Raw genomic sequence first — 18422 nt, forward strand, 5'->3', positions numbered from 1 at the left:
CATTTGATTTCAGCCTTACTAGGCGGGTCCATCTTCCTACTCGGATGCAGTAAGGACGACGACGAGAAGAAAGATACCGGTACCGTTAAACTAGCGCTGGCTAATGCCACAGGTACAGCAGGTCTCGGTCTCGACACCCACGCCGGAGCCATGACAGCTACCATACAAACCTGGTCGGCGACCAGTGCCCAGGTCAAGCTCATGAATGTCTACCTTGTGGCTGATGTTGATGCGCAAACGCAGGCGAATGTCGGCTCCTCGGCCTTAATTTGGGCCGCCGCGGCCTGTCCGCCTACCAAGTCTGAGGATGGCACTTATCAGGTGAACTCGTCGTGTACGGATGCGGACGTGGCCTATTTTGAGCTGGCTCGTCCCACGAGCGATGTTAATGCGGAACTCAATTCGCAAGGTCTTGGGGTTCCCGTTGGCGATTATCGGTACGTGCGCATGGGATTTTGTGTCAACGGGCCTAAGGCGCCCAACACTAAATTCATGGCAGAACCGATGAGCGAGGCTTTTGAGTTTTCTTCCAATGTATGCGGAGTCACCAGCGCTAAAGTCGATCCTCCCATCTCGGTTGGTAAGGATGAAGCTGTCACCGTCTCTGTTGCCTATGACCTGTCAGAGGCTGTCTATGGCGGCGAAGGAGCCTCGGCCACGAACTGCAAGGTTGAAGGAAACATCGGCTACTGCTGGGGCTTTCCTACGCTTACCCCATCCTTCAGCAAGCCTTGATAAAGTCATCTCGGAAGGTGGGGGAGGGGAATTGTCCCACCCACTTGTCCCTGCCACCGCCAACGCTGCCATGCGAGCTTTTCCCCACCTTCCACGCACAACGCTAAAAATTGGTACGATTTGTGAATTAACTCTTCCGCTCGCATCGTTCCGATGCAGCTTTGGACATTACACATTGACTGGAGTGATTTATGAGCACCAGTATGAATGATCAAAAAAGCGACAAGAGCCAGCATATCAGGCCGATTGAAGAGAAAAAGTCAGGAAAAGGCACGCGCAGGCTGGCTGATGATGACGACCAGAAAAAAGCCCAATTCGGTAAAGGCAATCCGCAGCAAAAACATGCCGGCAATGATCCCACCAGCTTTTCCAATAAGGTCAGCGAAACAGGAGCATCCGACAAATTGGCCAAGCCCCACAAGTCGGATATGGAAGACGATGAAGATTGAAGGCAAGGATACAAGCCTCTGATGTCAGGGTCATGGGACCCTGACTGTTCGCCCGCCTCCCGAAATCAATAATATGTTTAAATCGCTCTTTACTCACCTTTGCGGACTCAACTTTCAATGTAAGTGAATCAGGCTTCAGTTTTTTTTACAAATGTGCAAAGTTCCGATCACATCGACCACGTCTTTTCGAATAGGCGCTTAGGCGCCTGATCAAACTTCAATTGGAGTCAATAATGGAGACTTGGACATACTTTCTCAAGGTGTCTATTTTTAGTGCCGGGATTTCTCTCATAACGTTCGGTTCAAGCTTGAGGGCCCAAACTCCCGAAGTTTCAGAGGCTCGCCAAAAAGCGGCGAGATGTGATTTGGATTACGATATTCTGATGGACAATATTGCCCGTCATATGCCGGGCCGAGGGCCCTTTGTCGGCGAAGAAAAATGGAAAGACTATAAATTTCCTTTGACAATCTATAAGAACAATCAGGAATGCTTCACTTACCGGCCAGGCAATCCCAATTACCAGAATCGCTCCTACGCGCAAGATAAAGTAACCCCCATGTGGTCGGCGACAAAGTCCATGGCTGCCCTGGCAACAGGTATGGTTATGTATCGCGTCGACACCTATATTGATGCTCTCATCGCCCAAGCCTCCTCTACAGATACCTACAAAATAAGGGCTATCGATGAGCATACTTATGAAATCGAAGCTGCAGGCGGCAAGGCCCTTATCCGTCGATTCACTTTAAATCAAAATCTTTTTAACTGGATCGAGTGGAGCAAAAGTGCCTCCAATCTTTTTGAAGATCAGCCGGTGCATCGGGGAGCTTCCGTCCGCCAGCTGCTCGCTATGGTCGCCAGGCGCGAGGAGGGAGTGCCTGAGATTCAGGATGCGCGTGAGCTTACACCAAAGTTTGAATATGACATGCTCGGTGATCGCGGCCTCAATCAAGTCGGTTTCATGGCTGAAGCTGCCTTAAAACAATTTCAGAATCCGCTTATACCCGCACCTCAGAACACTACAGCCATTGAGTTGAGTCTGGATGAGTTTTGGAACGAGCAGATCAAGCCGAGCCTGGGTCTTGCTACCGGTGCGGAATGGGGCATCAAACCTGGTCTGGATGGGCTTGATTATTTTTGGGAAACTTATGTCTTAGGTTTCAGTCCACTTTTAAGTCACGGCATTGTGGAAGAACGAACGGAAGCCCTTCCCAACGGCTGGAAGGAGTTGAGTCGGAAGCTGAGTCTCGAAGCCATGGATAAACTCATCACACTGCTGGGAGGCGTGCCCCGCTTCCTGCCTTCCATTGTCAAAGAGGATCTCGCCAGCAAGTTTGCTGGAACCAAGTTTTATGGCTTTTCCTGGGAAGCTTCCTTGGAAGATATGGCTAAGATCGGTCAGGTCATCATGGATCAGGGTGTTGCCCGCAAAGGCTTGCCCCATGAGAAGCGAATGGTCAGTCGTTCGTTTATTTATGAGATGACTCACGCCAGCTTTCCAGAGGCTAATAGTGCGATGGGTTTGTCCCTTTGGGTCAACACCCCCGATAAGGACAATCGCATCATTGTTTGGAACGATGATAGAAAATCTCAGGTCAAACAGGCTCCATTCCTGGATGATCATTCACTCGTCAGCTGCGCTCCGGTTGAGGGAAGTCAGAAGGATCCAACAGGAACTCAATACGATTCGGCTGTCTGGACGTTTTTGGGTGCCTATGGCCAAATTATTACCGGGCATCCAGGTCTGGGCCTTGTTTTGGCTTATAAAGATGCCTCTCAGGATGACAGTCGCGCGATTGGTTTGGTTTGGGAGAAGATTGTTGTTCAGGCTTTGGTTGCTAAGAATCCTGATTTTAAATCGATCGAAGACTTTTGTGCAGCTTATGGCAGCAACCAGTATGCGCCATATTTAAAGAAGGCGGAACCAGGCTTGCTTTAAGCACCGAACGCGGGCCTCCACGGGCCCGCAACCTGCTTATCCATTCAGCATCCAGTTCGCGCAGGCGGCTGGCCCGCGATTCAACGGATCTGAATCCTGCAGACTTTGCGTCAGCGTATTGAGCTCCCGCGTGAGGCGTTCATCATTCACTTTGGATTTTACAAAGGTCACCATTTCAAGGGGGCTCGGACCTCCAATGGCATCGAAACAGGAGAGGCCGTTTTTCAATTGAGCGGTATTCTGCTCGGCGATATTTTGCTGCAGCCAGAGGCTACCCACACTGACCACAAAGCCTTCGACCCAGCCGCGATTGGGCAGGACGACCTTATCACCGCCAGGAACTTCCAGCGTTCCATCCCAGGATTGAAAAGTTTCCTTGGCATAGACCGCCGATTGATAAACGGCATAACTCACACCACCGATCACAACAGTGACGAGTGCCATCAACGTCACACCGACCACAATAATTGTTTTCTTATAGCGGGCCCAAAGTGAGCGCTTCATGCTGTACTGATTACGCATCCTTGTCTCCTTTCTTGACCGGGATGGATCCCGAACGCTGAGTATGGTCCAATATCAAAACTTTGTTAAAATAGATAAAGAGACTGTTTTTGATTGTTTGAAACGATATGAGTTCTTCTCATGCTTTCCAGGCCATGGAGTCAAGCTACGAATATTTCGCATACCGTGCCGGCAGCAATATTCGGATCATTTCAGTGCAGCCGTCAATTCCAGCGGTGGTATTGGTGGTTTGATCCAAGCCTCAAGCCCGCCAGGCCATACTTTCTGAACTTTCGATATGCTGCTGCAGCTTGGATCTATATTTGTTTCTCAGGCGACTGAGTCTCGAGGTGATGGTTCCCACCTTTTCCTGCTTTTGAGCAGCTATATCTTTCACACTCGTCTCCTGATCGTAGAAAAGCAGCAGCACGTCGGCTCCGGGATCACCTTGGATTCCAGCGATAAAGTTACTGACGGCTTGGCTTCGGGCCAACCGTAACGCACTTTCTTGTGTAGTAGTGTCCGCAACGTGCAAAGCCTCATCAAGTTGATACATCTCACGCTTGAGTCTCTTGGACCTGTAATGATCAATGGCAACGTTTTTTGCAATGGCCAGGAGGAAGGGACGTGCTTTTGCCAAATCGACCGTATCGATGACCTTGTAAAAGCGCAGAAAGATCTCCTGCAGCAAATCCTCATCATCCTGGGCGGAGAATCGAAACCTCTTCAGCATATAGGCTACGATGTTGATGTTATCCGCATAAATTTTTTTCAGAAGCTGCGATTTCGTCATTTCACTCAGGGCCTGCGAACAATTTTCCCCTCGGGTTTCTATTGCCATCTTGATGTCTCCAGCAAGTTGATTGCGGCGCTCTTAGACGGCCCCAGAATCGCAAAAGCTTCCTGGCTTCGCTACGGGCATCAGAGGGCATAAAACCTTAAAATCCGCTAATACGTCTAAATTATTAGATAATTTTATTGACGTATAGAGAATGCTGACAGCCGCGAAGTCCTCGGGCGCAAAAGATCCAAAGGCTCGTCAGAACTTTGAACTTAAAACTTTCTCCTTAGGACAGGGAGAATTCATGGTCTGGAGAGATCTCTTAGACAGGGTTTCAACTCTCTCCAGACCCCTTTGACCAGCCCAGTTCCCGTCTAAGGCACGGCCGTTAGACATACGCTGACCCTTTGCAAACACGTTGCCTCTTCATGCCAATAAAGCTAAACTCGTTAGCTTTTACGAAAACCGGCAGGAGGCGAGTGCTCAGTGGATCAGCCCAAAACCGTGGCCATAGATGCCAGAAAAATTGTGGCGAAGATCGAAGAGCAAAACCTGAAGCGCTGGTGGATTGCTCAGGCTATACGGGTCGATGCCCGGACCCTGCGACGCTGGCTAAGCGGAGAGGTCAAGAAAGTGCAGCAGGAGAATCTTGAGCTGCTGGCTCAAGCTTTGGGCTGTCCTCCAGACGAGCTGATTGTCAGGAGTGCCGCTGACGTCGTTCCATCCAATAATCAATTGAATTTAACCGCTGATCTGATTGATCACGAAGGTCTGGTTTATGATATTTTTGCTGAGGGCAAGTGGAGTCTCATCGAGAATATTCTAAAATCCATTATTCACTTCAGCATGCCCAAGATCGCTCTCGCCAAACTTTATACCAATCTATCGCTGCTCAGCTGGGTCCAATATAAACTGGACGAAAGTGAGGCCTATGCGCAGAAAGCTCTCGAAATAGGGCATAAGGCCAGCGCTTTGGAAATTATCAATCGTGCCAATGTCCTGCTCAGTCTCAAAAAGTTATTCCACAGTGAACTTGAAGTATCCCAGAACCTTCTGGGAGTGGTGACCCGCAAAAGCCTTGATTCCGAAACGCTGAGCCTCGCCTATATCAATCTCGGGATCAGTCGCTGGTTTTATGGTGCCTATGGTGAAGCCGAGGAACTCATACTGACCTCATTTCGTTTTATCTCGGACCTTAAGGAGGGCAGGACCAAAGCCATGCTTGATAATACGGCTCATGCCGTATTGGCGAATATCTACTTTGATGATAAGCGGTTCCAAAAATCCAGGGAGAGCGCCCTGACTTCGCTCAAACTGGCCCAAAATTCTGGATATCGCCGCGGTATAGGCCTTGCCCACATCCGACTCGCCGAGCTTAAAGCCCTGCAAAACAAGACAGTGGACGCGGTGCAGGAGTATGAGAAGGGTATGTCATTCATCAGTCCATCCGAGATTCTGCTCCTGGTTTATGAGTCCGGCAGTGCCATTTATCGTTTGCATGGCGACCTGGATCAGGCTGAAAAAATCGCCCGACATGCCCTGAGCCAGTCGCAGTCCTATACCGGCGAAGGGACTTTTTATGTGCAACTCGCCCAGCTGGAAAAAGCCAGAGAGCGCCACGATAAGGTCAAGGAATACCTTGCCATGGCGAAAAGGTCGTTTCGAAAATCTGGCTGTCTCTTGCGCCTGGAATCCATCCAGGACAACTAGTCTCATGGAGTCTCGGAAGTGAGCCCATACCAGAGATTCGGCTCGCGAATTTGGGAGCTGGATCGGACCCTCCCATCCCCGTACAAACACCTCAACTCGGACGGTTTTTTGCCGAATACCTAAGGGAGCTTTCTTTATAAGGGACGCATCCATGCGGCCAGGTCTTATACCATTCACAGTGATGACCCTTCTTTTCCTATGGAATGGGTTGGCTTTCGCTGTTAATTTTGAGACCCATACCGTTGTGTTCGATCCTGCCATGGAAGGCCAGTTCTTTGGCAAGAACCTCTATCTGACGATGTTCGATCAGAAGGATAGTCAACCAGAACAGGCCTGGCAGCGTATTCAAAGCGGACATTTCTTTCAAGTTGATCAGGAACGTCCTAATTTCGGGCTGAGTCGCGAGACCCTTTTTGGATACTTTCAAGTCAGAAACCCAGAATCCACAATTCAGACCGTGATCCTGGAAAATAACTTTGGGATGGCTGATTATTTCCAACTCTTCAGGATGGACGAGCTGGGTGGTTTTGAGGAGGTCTTTGTCGGCGGCGATCAAGTGGACATCACGCGACGGCATGTGACGGCCCGAACCATGAATACCCAGCTCGTGCTCCAACCTGGGATCAATCGCTTCATGGTGAAGACGTACAGTGACACCTGCCTCCAGCTTCCCTTGCGCCTTTGGAGGGAAGCCTCCTATCGTGACCAGATGTTCAAGGAATATCTCGCCCTTGGCTTTCTGGTGGGCGTTCACCTCGTCATGATTCTCTACAATATCTTCCTGGGCGTCAGCCTTAAGGACAAAGTATATTTCTATTACGTAATATTCGTGATTAGCAATGTCGTCTATCACGTGTCCAATTACAATCTGGGCCAGTATCTCGGTTGGATCTTGTTTGGGACCAAGGTCTATAGCAATCACATTCAGTTGTTGGCCGTCGATAGCATCATTATCTCATCCATACTCTTCAGCAAGCGCTTTCTGAATTTTTACAAACCTGAATATCCCGTCCTTAATACCATTATGTCGGTCAACATCGGCATCAGCATCTTCAATGTCCTCGTGAACAACTGGCTTTCGGTGTGGTTGGCATCAATCTTCACCTGCATCAGCGCCAGCGCATGCTTAAACATGCTGGTCTTCATAGGCTTTCTGAAACTCAGGGCGCGTTATCAGCCGGCCATCTACTTTTTGCTGGGATGGGGGGCTTACCTCAATGGATCCTGGGGCATTGTCGCCGTGAATATCGGGATTCTGGAAGCCGCCGATTACAACTACTGGGCTCAGTTCGTCGGTGGCGCAATCGAAGTCTCTCTCTTTTCCCTGGCACTGGGGTCCCGGATCAATTTCATCAAAAAGAAAAATCACGAGCATATTAAATCCCTCAACTCTGAACTGCAGACCTTGAATGCCAGTCTTGAAAAACAGGTTGAGGAACGTACCACGGAGACTCGTGAGATCCTGAAACATCTTCATCAGGGCATTTTCACCGTCCGTTCCAATAAAGTGATCGAGCCAGAATATTCAAGATTTTTGGAAACCATCTTTAAGCAGAAAGATCTGGACGGAAAGAATATAGTGAGCCTTCTGGAAAGTCAGTCCAATCTTTCCAGGGATGACCTCAATCGACTTTCGAACGCGATTGATTTTTCAATCAATGAAGACGAGACGTGCTTTCTGATGAACAAGGACTGTTTTCCCGACAGTGTGGTCTTTCAAAATACGAATGGCACGCAACAGTTCCTTGAATTCGATTGGGTTGGTATTGTGAACGAATCCATCACACGGAAGATCCTGATATCCGTGCGCGATACGACAGAAAAAAGGTTGCTTGTCCAGCAAATCTCGGAAAAGGATGAAGAGCTGAGTTACATTTCTCAGCTCATCGAGATCAAGGCCGAGAGGTTCAATCAGTTTGCCAAGGTTTCATCTGAGCTTCTTGATGAAGTCGACTCGATTCTTTCATCCGCTTCGAGTCAGCTCGATCCGACCTTCAGGAGAAATTTACTGATCAACTACCATACTCTTAAAGGCTTGACCCGCACCCTGGGATTAAGCGATCTGAGTAATGCCCTTCACCATGCGGAAACAGAACTTAGCCTGCCCGCAGCCGAAAGCGTCCTTGCGAGCCTGTCTCAAATCCGGGCGAATCATGAGAAGATTAGGACTATTTTCAATCAGTATAAAGCCATCAATAACGACAAGCTCGGTCGTTTCATCGACCCCAACTTTGAACTGGTACCCAAGGTTCTCATCCACAACCTCATCCGTGATATCGAGGAGGCGGGCGCCATGGGGCCCGACGTGAGCCGGGATGTGGCTCAGCTCAAGACGTTTTATTATAAGTTCATTGATGACATTGTGTTCGGTCATATGAATGCGATCAAAAGCATATGTGATCAGCTTGATAAGCCGATGCCCAAATTCAAGTTCCAGGATTCGTGCTATGGCCTCGCCCCACGCGCGGTTGAGGTTATCGACCTTGCGGTCGCTCAACTTATCAGGAACTCTTTGGACCATGGGATTGAGCGGCCGATGATCCGCCTTGCCCAGGGCAAACAAGAGCGGGGATTGATTGAATTTCGTATGTCGGAGTACGAAGACCACCTGGAAATACGGATCGCTGATGACGGACAGGGATTGTTGCTGGGCAAAATCAAAGCTGTTGCCGTCAAGCGAGGCAATCTCGAGGCCTCCTGCGAGGACCCCTTGAAAATCGCCCATCAGATTTTCGAACCGAGCATCTCAACCAAGACCGAGGTTTCCACGATCTCGGGGCGGGGTATTGGCCTTGATGCGGCAAAGACTTCCCTTCATCAGGTCGGCGGTCAGCTAACCTTATGCCTGCTCGATGCGCCGGACTTTGATAAAGGCTGTCGGTTTGAATTTGTTATCAGCCTGCCCAAGGACCAGTATTGCCGTGTCGCGACCGAATCCAATGATTATTCCCACTTTGCCGCCTGATGAACTTACTGCGATATGCTGCAGGTTAAGAAGCACGGGCGAACTGATTCCCGCAAAAGCCTCAAGCGATTTCTTAAGTGAGCCTCCTGTCGCATAATCACTCGACGATGGTCAATTCATAAACAGCACCGTTGAAGTAGTCTGCCTTCCATAAGTTTGTCTTATCGCGCAGGACCTGCCAGCTAAATTGCGGAAATTCATGTGCAAACAATGGTTCCGGAACAAGTAGGCTAGTCCATTCATTTGATTTGAGAATTTCTGTCACGGAATTTGCACAGGCTGAAGCAAAGGCACAGAAAATTACTCGAAGGAGAATTTCATGAACGGTAAGCCGTATTGCGGTCCATTGTCTTTCCTCATCATCAGCAGTCTCGTCATCTTTTGCGGATGCGGGACATCAGAAAGCGTTCCGAATGTGGGCAGTACACCGCAAGGTGCGACTGCGCCTGCATCCGATTCAAAAACGTCTGACACAAACAGCGGTGATGACAACAAAACTTCCGAGGCGTCGACACAAAACCCTACTGGCAATGATGACAAAAAGCCGGACGATCCCACCAAGGAACCCACCACACCGGCCGCTCAAACCGGGCCCCTGCCTGAGGCTAAACAGCAGGAAGTCAAAGGTTTTTTAACAGGCGAATGGACCAGTTCCTGTATCAAAATTGAAAATCCTGACGTTGCTGGTCAGTTCTTTAGCTCCACTGAAAGTTGGAAGCTGCTTGCCGACGGTAGTGTCGAGGCCAGCTATCATGACTTTGACGATGCAGACTGCAAGACACCGACACCAGGTTTTGAAAGCTATGTCGTCGCAGTCTCAAAACCTGTGGCTGTGAAGGAATTGGCCGATAAATTGTTCTATCTTGAAATGAATGTTTCGAAGGAAATCGACGACAACGGCACACTTGCCGCTGCTACGAGGAAATTCCTGATTATGGTCAAGTTTGATGCGGGTAGCATAACCGTCGACTATCCAGAGGATATGAACGCGACCGCTCTGTCAGCAGAAGCCATCAAATTCATTAAGAAATAAAGTAAGGAGAGCGCTACCCGTTTGACCTTTGGCCACACGGGTGGTCTCTTTATCTCCCGACGCTTCCTAGAGAGTGCAGGAGACGGTAAAGCCGACTTCGGTGGCAGAGCTTGTACCACTGAATAATGCGGGTCCCCATGTGCCGGTGCCACAGGAGTCCTTGTAATAAGCTTGAACACGTCCCTTGTTATCAATGTAACATCGAGCAACATCAGCGCCACCGCAACCGCCAACTTGATCATAGATAGTATGAACTTCACCTGGACCCAAGCGAACCGCCCCCTGTCTGTTTCCATAACTATAAGTAAATTGGACCAGCCTTTTGACAAAGGAACACTCAACCGTGTAGCCGTGCGAGCTTGCGCTTGAAGTGCCACCGTTCACATAGGGGCCGTAGTCTCCTGTACTGCACGAATCTTTATAATAGGCGCGAAGGGTACCGCTCCCGTCCAGTTCACACCGGGCGATATCACGGCCTCCACACCCGCCTACAGCATCGTATATTGTATAGCTTCCGTTGGGCTGAAGGTCTGTCGTTCCGTTCTGGCCCGTGTAACTATAGTAGAACCTGATTGGTTCAGCCGCGGCCAAGCTTGCAAAACCAGTTATAACAAAAAGAACACTGGATCCGATGACGGCGCTTATCGATTTCACCTTATACCTCCAAATTTTTGTCAGGGAAGTCATGCTTCAAGGTGAATGGTCGTGTTTGCTTCGCGATTTTTTGCCGATGAAGCGTGACAAGAATATGGCACCTTAATAATGTTTTTTTCATACGCCCGCCATGACGAATTTTGTTTATTTTGTGAATGCCAGGAATTCATTCGAACACTCATTTTTCAATGCGAAACAGTACTCACGCATGACTGAAATTATGTTCGAATCTTTATGAGCGTCCCCTGGATGATGGTGAGTGCATTGCAGAGCGAACGGAAACTTTCGATGTCTACGTTGAAGACCATGAGGAGACACTCCGCTGCGCACATAACCTACTAAAATTATCCGACAATAAATTAAGCATAAATAGCTCATTTACTTCAGCATAGTCCGATGGTACTACCTTCGCTTCGCGAATAGATCGTCCACAAGTTGTCTCGCAGCCAAGGATAAGCGCAATGCCAATCAATTCCATCAAGAGTTTAATGGCTCTCGGTCTGGCCATGGGCCTGCTGGGTTCCTGTTCTCCCGTCGCACCATCAACCTTGCAATCCGCAAGGGAGCTCGAAGAAACCTCCGGCGGTATCGGAGTCTCGCAGCAGGCTTTCACGATTGATGGGAAACCGGTCCTGCTGCGGGGAGGATCGCTGCAGTGGTTTCGTCTGCCTCCTTCCACCTGGGAAGATCGAATCCTGAAATTCAAGGCTGCTGGCTACAACACGATTGATATGTATGTGGCCTGGCGCAATCATGAGCCGCAGGAAGGCCAGTTCGATTTCGAAACGTTTGATGTTCGCAGATTCCTGGACCTCGCGAAGAAACACGGCCTATACGTGTATTTCCGACCCGGACCTTATATCACGAATGAAATGGATGGAGGCGGAGTGCCGGCCTGGGTCTTCGCCCAATCATCGAAGAAAACCCGTTCAGCCGATACACTTGACGGCACCATGAACCTTCGCACGAATGATGCTGACTACCTCGATGCTGTGGCCCGCTATTGGCGGGAACTCGGTAAAGTTGTGGCTCCCTACCTGCACAGCCAGGGCGGTCCCATTATTTTGCTGGGCATTGAAAATGAATACAATTGGTTCCTTCAGTTCATGGAACTCGAAAAGCTCGCCATTTACCAAGGGGAAGCGGAAAGAGATCCCGAGCAGTCGGCGGACACCGCAGGGTATTTGGGACGTTTACGTGATATCGCTCGTGAGAGCGGTTTCGATGTGCCGATTACAACGTGCCCCGGCGAATCGGGAACTTCTGGTATGGATGGTGTAGCCGGTATCATCCCCATGCCGAACTATTACGGAAAGGATGCACGGCTGCCCGAACTGTCGGCTTTCAAGCAACTCCGCGATATGCACGATCCGAAAAAGAATCAAGGAAGCTATGTAAATTTCCCATCGGGAACCACGGAAACGGAACGCTCTGTAGGAACCCTGCGTCGACAGATTATGGGTGGCCTGGACGGCGTTTTTCAATTCAATATCTTCGGCATGCACCAGGAAGGTCGGCAGAACGCCCTCGCTTTGAATGGTGGTGCGGTCAACAGTGTTCAGGACGCCTGGGCTACTCTAAATAACTTTACCGACTTCTCCTGGGATCGGCTGAGCGTTGGCCTTGGTGAACCGCCTGTTGGCTTTCATCCAGGTACGATTGATTACTACGGGGCCGTGAGTCCATCCGGAGTGCTTCGGGCCAAGTTCTCGGGTCTACGTCGCACGAACCTGTTCTTTGACGCCTTTGAAACACTGATTGCACCGGCCGGTCAAGCGAAGCGATCCGCTGACGACAAACTGGAAGGTGAAGACAAACGCATTACGGTCTCGCATCCTGAATTGGGTGTCGCGGAACCTGATGTCAAATCACGCGTGCACTACTGGCTCGATCTACCGGCAGGGGGAGCATTGCTCGGCCTCTTCAACCCAGGTGAGCGGACGCTTGATGTGAAGCCGGGGCAAATTCAAGCCTTTGGCGAAGCTCTGCCACGCTTCGTCGGCTTTTCCGTTCCAGTGGAGGCATCACCGGGCGAAGCTCCTGGCAAGGCTTCCTCTGAGCGTGAATACGAATTCATGATGCCTCTCCGCCTGCCGTTGATCGGTCCTTGGCAGCTCGACTACAGCACCAGCGAAATCTTGAGTCTAAGGCGCGCGAATGCAATCCCGCTGCTGATTGTCTATGGACCCGAAGGCAAAAACGGCGAGATGCGCCTCCGTTCTTCCGGTATACAGCTTCTCAAAAGTTCCGGTTCCGTGCAGGTTGCCGAAAAAAATGGTGATGATTTAACCCTCATTTGGCAGCATGGAACGGAGCCCCAAACTTTTCTGGCAAGCGCCCGTGATGGCAGCCAGTTGGAGGTTCTCATCTTGGAAACGGAGCAGGCCGGTCGAACCTGGTTTGTCCCTTCAGCTCAGGAAGAAATCCTGCTGATTGGCCCCAAACTGCTGCTGCCTCAGGACAGTGGATACTCACTTGAAATGGAAGACGATCGCCAAACACTGCTGAGCTTTTCCCATACGCCCATCGCACTGGATGGTCTGACCCAAACCTTGCCATTCCGTAGCGACAATGGACTCAGCACATGGTCGGTTCCTGCGGCTGCAAAAGGCGACAACATCATCTCTCTCCATCAAGGCGTGTTGGTGGATGACACCGCTGAAGCTTCCCCGCAGTTTCCTACGATGGATTTCAAAACGCTGGGTGATCAGCCCACGGCTCTTGAGTATCATGGTATCTACGATGGTTTTGTCTGGTACCGCGCAGAATTCGACCTTACATCGAAAGATCTTAAATCACGTTCGCTGTACTTGGAATCGGTCAGTGACTTTGCAGCTCTCTATATCAACGGTCACTATCTTTTGACCGTGACCCCGTTAGGGACCGAAGTCAACAGCGCGAGCCGCTTTTCCAGCTATAAGTTTGATATACCAGCCTCGATTCTGCAAAAAGGTCGCAACGTGCTGACAGCGCGGGTTGAAAGCTGGGGGCATGGTAGTTTCATGTGGCCACGTGGCACCATCGAAAAAGTTAAACTCGGCTCCCATCAAGTGAAGTTTCCTGGATTGCGTGCGTCCATCCCGGCCCTGGGATTTGATAGCTTGAAAGGAATCTTTGGCAAAACCCGTTTTGGCAAGGTGGAGATCAAAAACTGGTCCGTTCGGTCCGGTTTGAGTGGGGAAAGGCAGGGTCTGCCCATGGAAAGCCAGCTGCAAACCAATCGCAAACAGGTCAGCATGCCCTTGGATTTGCCGCGAGGTGCCGTCAGTTGGTACCAGACCAGTTTCCGGAAGGACAACCTGCTGGACACCCGGGATTGGAGTGCCCCTCTGGCCCTCGTTATCAAAGGGCGTTCGGCCAAGGCTACAATTTACGTGAACGGCCATTTGATCGGACGCTGGCTGTCGGATGAAGACTGGATGCGTCGCGGCAGTTGGATTCGTCCTGTGCGCGATATCTGGATGAATACATCTCCTGACAGTTTTCCCGTGACGACTGGTATTCTCAGAGATGGTGACAACATCCTAAGCATAGCTTTTGAAGACACCAGCGACAGCACCACAAACCAGGCGACAGGCCGCATTGAGTCGTTGAAATTGCAAACGACCCAGGAAGAGCGGCAGTGGATGGGTGACCGCAATGAACTGGTTCCGGTGATTCTGCGCAAGGTTTTCGTCAAGAGTCAGGACTAAGCAAAGCGGCCCAGGGCTAAACCTGGGCTTTACGCAATTCCGCGCCCGGTATTTCGATGACAAAGGTCAGCGGACTCGGGCGCACATGGATCTGTCCGCCCAGATTGCGAATACTCATCGCGACGGCATCCAAACCCACACCGCGGCCAGACAGGGCGGAAACTTCATCCTTGGTCGAGAGGCCGGACGAAAAAATCAGTTCGGCTATCTCCTGGTCGCTGTAATCCTTGGTGGCGCTGATCAGGCCTTTTTCCAGGCCTTTCGTTTTCACTTTCGCCAGGTTGAGACCCACACCATCATCGGAATATTCCAGAGCATGACCAGTGTGCGTTGTCTTCAGACGAATGGAAATCAGGCCACCCGGAGCTTTGCCTTTGGCCTGGCGCTCGCTGGGTTTCTCCAGGCCATGGTCCAAAGAATTGCGCAGAAGTTGAACCATCATAGTCTCGACAGCTTTTGCCCAGCTGGATGACAGATTGATGTTTTGATCGATCGAAACCTGGACCGCGGGCGCGGGTTTCCCCACTTCGCGCGCTATGGATTCCCTATCGCTGAGGCCTTCCATGATGAGCTGTTCGATGCGATGCTCGGTGGGCTTGTGGTTATGGCCTGCTTCGCCTCGCAGCAGTTCGAAGGTGTGGATGTAGAGGTCCAGACTGCTGGCGACTTCCGTCATGGAAGCGGTCATCTTTTCTTTGGTCAGCGTATCCTGGCCATCCCGCACCTTATGCAGATAGTTTTCGGCCTCATGAATGGCGTCCGAAAGATACGTAAGACGATGTTTTCGAGTCAGCGCTTTTTGTGTGTGCATAGCCGCAAAGAGTCCAGCGACCACTGTTTCGGCAGACTCGGGTTGTCCTGCATCCCGGATCCAAAGGCTCCGTCCGTTGGCTGTGGCCAGGATGCGTTCCATTTCATCCTTCAACGGTTCGAATTTTTCCCAGCTTATGGTCAGACACTGTTCGATGATTTCCACCCGCCGTCTCTGAATTTCGCTTTCACGACGCAAACTATTGAGTTCAGTCACATCTTTGACCGACACCAGGACCTTTTCGATGATGCCATTTTCACTGGTGATGGGTGACCAATCCAATTCCAGATCACGGGGACTGCCGTTGGTTTTGCGGCTGAACTGCTTCACGAGGTAGTCTTCATTGGCGATATAACCCAGCTCATCGAAGCCAAGTATGGAATATAAAGCGGACTCCACCTGGCTGAGTGTGTCCGCCCCCAGCTCCGAATTCTTGAAGAGTATGCTCATCACGGCCAGATTTTTCAAATTTTCGTTGCCGACGATTTCGTTTAGGTGCTGCGAATAGTCTTCGCCGATCTGCAATTGCCGGTTGACGGTGAAGATCCCCATTTTTAGATTGTCGAGCATGGAACGGATATCCTGAGTTTTTTCTTTGACCTTCTGTTCCAGGGAACGATTCATCTCCAGGACTTCCGCTTTGTGCGCGGCTTCCTCTTTTTCCTTTTCGGCCCGCATCTCATTGATTTTATCGCCTAGGGCCATTGACAGGAGCAGCACTTCGATGATTGAGGCTATCATCAACAGAATCCCGGAGTTATGAAAGAGGTTGCCAAGCTTCAGCATGTTCAGCATTACAGTCACAAGCCCGACCAGCAGCACGGGAAACCAGGCGATGAAATAAAACCTGGCGTACCGCAGTCCACGGCTGAAGAGGATCCCTGAGTAGACAATCATGCTGATAAGGCTCGGCATCAGTATCAGATTATGGAAGGCATTGGCACGCGCCAAAGGCAAGACGAATAGAAGCGCGAAGAAGATAGGCGAGACGGCCATGACACCTTTCAGGAACCAATCCAATTTCGGCGCTTGGGATGTACGGAGGAAAACGCGGGAGAATTGGATGAGAAAAATCGTGCCGAGGATCTTGGCGATGAGGCCGAATTTCTCGGGGAATATCGGATTTCTGATGCCGAAATAGTCCGAGTTGGTCATGTAGAGGCCGATCACATTCAAATGCAGGAAAAAAACCGTCAACACATACCACAGAAAGGAAATGTCACGAGTAGCGGCGAATAGAAAACAGTTATAAAGGATCATGATCAGCATGATGCCGACGTAGAATCCGGCGAAGTAATTGCCGAAACGTTCGGCTTGATAAAAGACCTCCGGCTGACTGACCTTCAGTTTCAAGGAATAGACCATGTCGGCCCGAATCGACAGATACAGGGTTTTTTGCTCCTGAGGCTTGAATTCCACGAGGAAGGACGGCATCCGGCTGGGATATTGCTCTTGATCCGAACCATAGATCCGCCCTGCTTTCATTTCCTGCCCATCCGTATAGAGCCGCGCATCCAAAGCAACCGCATTAAGACCGATCACGTACTTCGCAGTTTCAGCTCGGTCATTGCTGAGCAGCATACGCACCCACACGCGTCCCGGAAAGGCTCCGAACGATGGATAAAGTTCTTCATTGCGCTTGAAGCCTTGGAAATCCTGAGCCGTGACTTCAGCCACGCTCACCTTCGCCGACGGGTCAAGAAAGATGTCCACGCGATTGCTGATTTCAATGGATGACACCGAACCGATGTCGACTCGATCGCTCGCCGGGGTTTGGGCGAGGGCCGGGGACATGAAAAACCAGCTGAATAAAAGGAGAAGTATTCCATAAAGCTTGGACATCACGAAGCCTCCGTGGTGATAATGAATTGAAACGTTCGGAATCCGTCCTGGTCCCTAGGCCCCGTGAATTCCACGGCAATGTCTGCATTTATTTCGCGCAGAGCAGCGCGCGCCGCATAAAGCCCGACGCCCCGTCCCGGACAGACGCCGGGCTCCTGACTGAGTTGAATGCCGATTCTTCCCCGAGGTTTTTTGCCTAGTTGTTGGCGAATGGCAGACCTTTCAATTCGATGATCGACGGAATTTCGAAAGGCGTGGGTGAAAACTTCTGTCAAAGCCTGAGCCATTTTTGTGGAAAAGAGGGGTTCATAGGTGGGACCTTGCAACTGCACCTCGGGTTCGTCCTTGCCCAGAATGCGTGCCGCTTCCGCCATACCTCGCAGGGGATTCGCCAGAATCTCCAGGAGTGAAGCTCGGGTCGCCTGCATGCCGGCCTCCGCGCCGTTCCAGCTCAGGAAACGTTGGACAGCCGCAAAACCTAAGTCGGCAATATTTTGGAAGGATGCCACGACGATCTTGATGTCGTCTGGATGCATTTGGATGTCGGTTTCAACTTGATGGAGTCGGCTGGCGAGATAACTCTGTCCCGCTGTCGGCAAAAGTCCTTTCGCTGTGTGCATGTGCCTTTTTACCTTCAGAAAGGCTTCGGCTGATGGTCCGTCCTGCAGTGCAGCCGAGGCCTTGTTCTCGAGCGCCCGCAGAGTATGAACACGCACCGGCGGCTGAATGAAATGCATGGGAAAAGACGTTGGAAGCCCACGTTTATCTGCGATGCCAAGGATATGGCGCCCATCGAAAAGATCGACAATCTGGGGTCCCGATCCATCGGAATGATCGATGTAGACCAGGGATGTCTCGATGAAAATCATGGGAAAAGTAAGATAGAACGGCGAGCCTTGCGTCCGTTCCATGCGAAAGAGCCTACTCTGTATCCCTTTCGGAGTCGTCGCCAACCAGCCGAGAGTCGGCTCGTCAATATAGGGTCCAGCCATGCCTTGTTCCAAAGCCTGACAGCCTTCTCGTTCGGCTTGAGCTTTTATGGCAGTCATATCTTCGATGGAATTCAAACGATGGAAAGCAGCAGAATAGGTTAATTTCAACGACTCAGCGTTTGCTGCCGCAGTGAAAATATGTAGCAGTGCGAGCAAGAGTGCCGCTAACAGAGGTCGTGACATGCTTGAATCCTCTTCAATATCGTAGCATGAATGACCAAACGCGAAAGGTGTCAAGGGGGGCGGCCTTTAAAGAAGAAAACGTCATATCGAAAGGTGAGGGAGGGGAATGGCCAGGATCGGAACTTTTCCCTAACTGT

General features: G+C 50.7%; 12 protein-coding genes. 7 read left to right on the plus strand and 5 right to left on the minus strand.

Annotated elements, in window-relative coordinates; translation table 11 throughout:
• The 3 genes from VE954_RS31595 to VE954_RS31605 form a co-directional block, all read left to right on the plus strand.
• Positions 1-735, plus strand: a 735-nt coding sequence (locus tag VE954_RS31595; protein WP_324960517.1) for a hypothetical protein, incomplete at its 5' end; no start/stop codon positions are given.
• A 191-nt stretch (positions 736-926) separates the two neighbouring features.
• Complete coding sequence (locus VE954_RS31600; protein WP_324960519.1) at positions 927-1184, plus strand: hypothetical protein; 258 nt, start codon at positions 927-929, stop codon at positions 1182-1184.
• Positions 1185-1417: 233 nt separating this feature from the next.
• Positions 1418-3121 (plus strand): hypothetical protein, encoded by a 1704-nt coding sequence (locus VE954_RS31605; RefSeq protein WP_324960521.1) that lies wholly within the window; start codon positions 1418-1420, stop codon positions 3119-3121.
• A gap of 36 nt (positions 3122-3157) precedes the next feature.
• Here the strand turns inward: VE954_RS31605 and VE954_RS31610 are convergent, their stop codons facing one another.
• Both VE954_RS31610 and VE954_RS31615 read right to left on the minus strand, forming a co-directional pair.
• Positions 3158-3643, minus strand: coding sequence for a hypothetical protein (locus tag VE954_RS31610; RefSeq protein WP_324960523.1), 486 nt, complete (start codon positions 3641-3643; stop codon positions 3158-3160).
• A gap of 241 nt (positions 3644-3884) precedes the next feature.
• The gene (locus VE954_RS31615; protein WP_324960525.1) at positions 3885-4463 is read right to left on the minus strand and encodes a sigma-70 family RNA polymerase sigma factor; all 579 of its coding nucleotides are present in this window, start codon (positions 4461-4463) and stop codon (positions 3885-3887) included.
• A 426-nt stretch (positions 4464-4889) separates the two neighbouring features.
• On the opposite strand from VE954_RS31615, the gene VE954_RS31620 reads away from it, so the two are divergent.
• From VE954_RS31620 to VE954_RS31630, 3 genes are all read left to right on the plus strand, one after another.
• Positions 4890-6113: a helix-turn-helix transcriptional regulator gene (locus VE954_RS31620; RefSeq protein ID WP_324960527.1), complete on the plus strand. Its 1224-nt coding sequence runs from the start codon at positions 4890-4892 to the stop codon at positions 6111-6113.
• Between the two features lie 151 nt (positions 6114-6264).
• Positions 6265-9078 carry a 7TM diverse intracellular signaling domain-containing protein gene (locus VE954_RS31625; protein ID WP_324960529.1) on the plus strand — a complete coding sequence of 938 codons (2814 nt, stop codon included), beginning with the start codon at positions 6265-6267 and terminating at the stop codon, positions 9076-9078.
• Between the two features lie 319 nt (positions 9079-9397).
• Positions 9398-10111 carry a hypothetical protein gene (locus tag VE954_RS31630; protein WP_324960531.1) on the plus strand — a complete coding sequence of 238 codons (714 nt, stop codon included), beginning with the start codon at positions 9398-9400 and terminating at the stop codon, positions 10109-10111.
• 66 nt (positions 10112-10177) lie between these two features.
• Here VE954_RS31630 and VE954_RS31635 read toward each other — a convergent pair whose 3' ends face one another.
• Positions 10178-10765, minus strand: a complete 588-nt coding sequence (locus VE954_RS31635) for a hypothetical protein (protein WP_324960533.1) — start codon at positions 10763-10765, stop codon at positions 10178-10180.
• Positions 10766-11226: 461 nt separating this feature from the next.
• Here VE954_RS31635 and VE954_RS31640 point away from each other — a divergent pair, with 461 nt between their 5' ends.
• A complete protein-coding gene (locus VE954_RS31640; RefSeq protein WP_324960535.1) occupies positions 11227-14457 on the plus strand; it encodes a beta-galactosidase in 3231 nt (1076 codons plus the stop codon).
• Positions 14458-14473: 16 nt separating this feature from the next.
• Here the strand turns inward: VE954_RS31640 and VE954_RS31645 are convergent, their stop codons facing one another.
• Complete coding sequence (locus VE954_RS31645) at positions 14474-17110, minus strand: 7TM diverse intracellular signaling domain-containing protein (RefSeq protein ID WP_324960537.1); 2637 nt, start codon at positions 17108-17110, stop codon at positions 14474-14476.
• Positions 17110-18285 (minus strand): hypothetical protein, encoded by a 1176-nt coding sequence (locus VE954_RS31650; RefSeq protein ID WP_324960539.1) that lies wholly within the window; start codon positions 18283-18285, stop codon positions 17110-17112. Before VE954_RS31650 ends, VE954_RS31645 begins: the two co-directional genes overlap by 1 nt.
• Between the last annotated feature and the right edge of the window lie 137 nt (positions 18286-18422).

The organism is Oligoflexus sp. (genome assembly GCF_035638955.1).
Taxonomy (GTDB): Bacteria; Bdellovibrionota_B; Oligoflexia; order Oligoflexales; family Oligoflexaceae; genus Oligoflexus.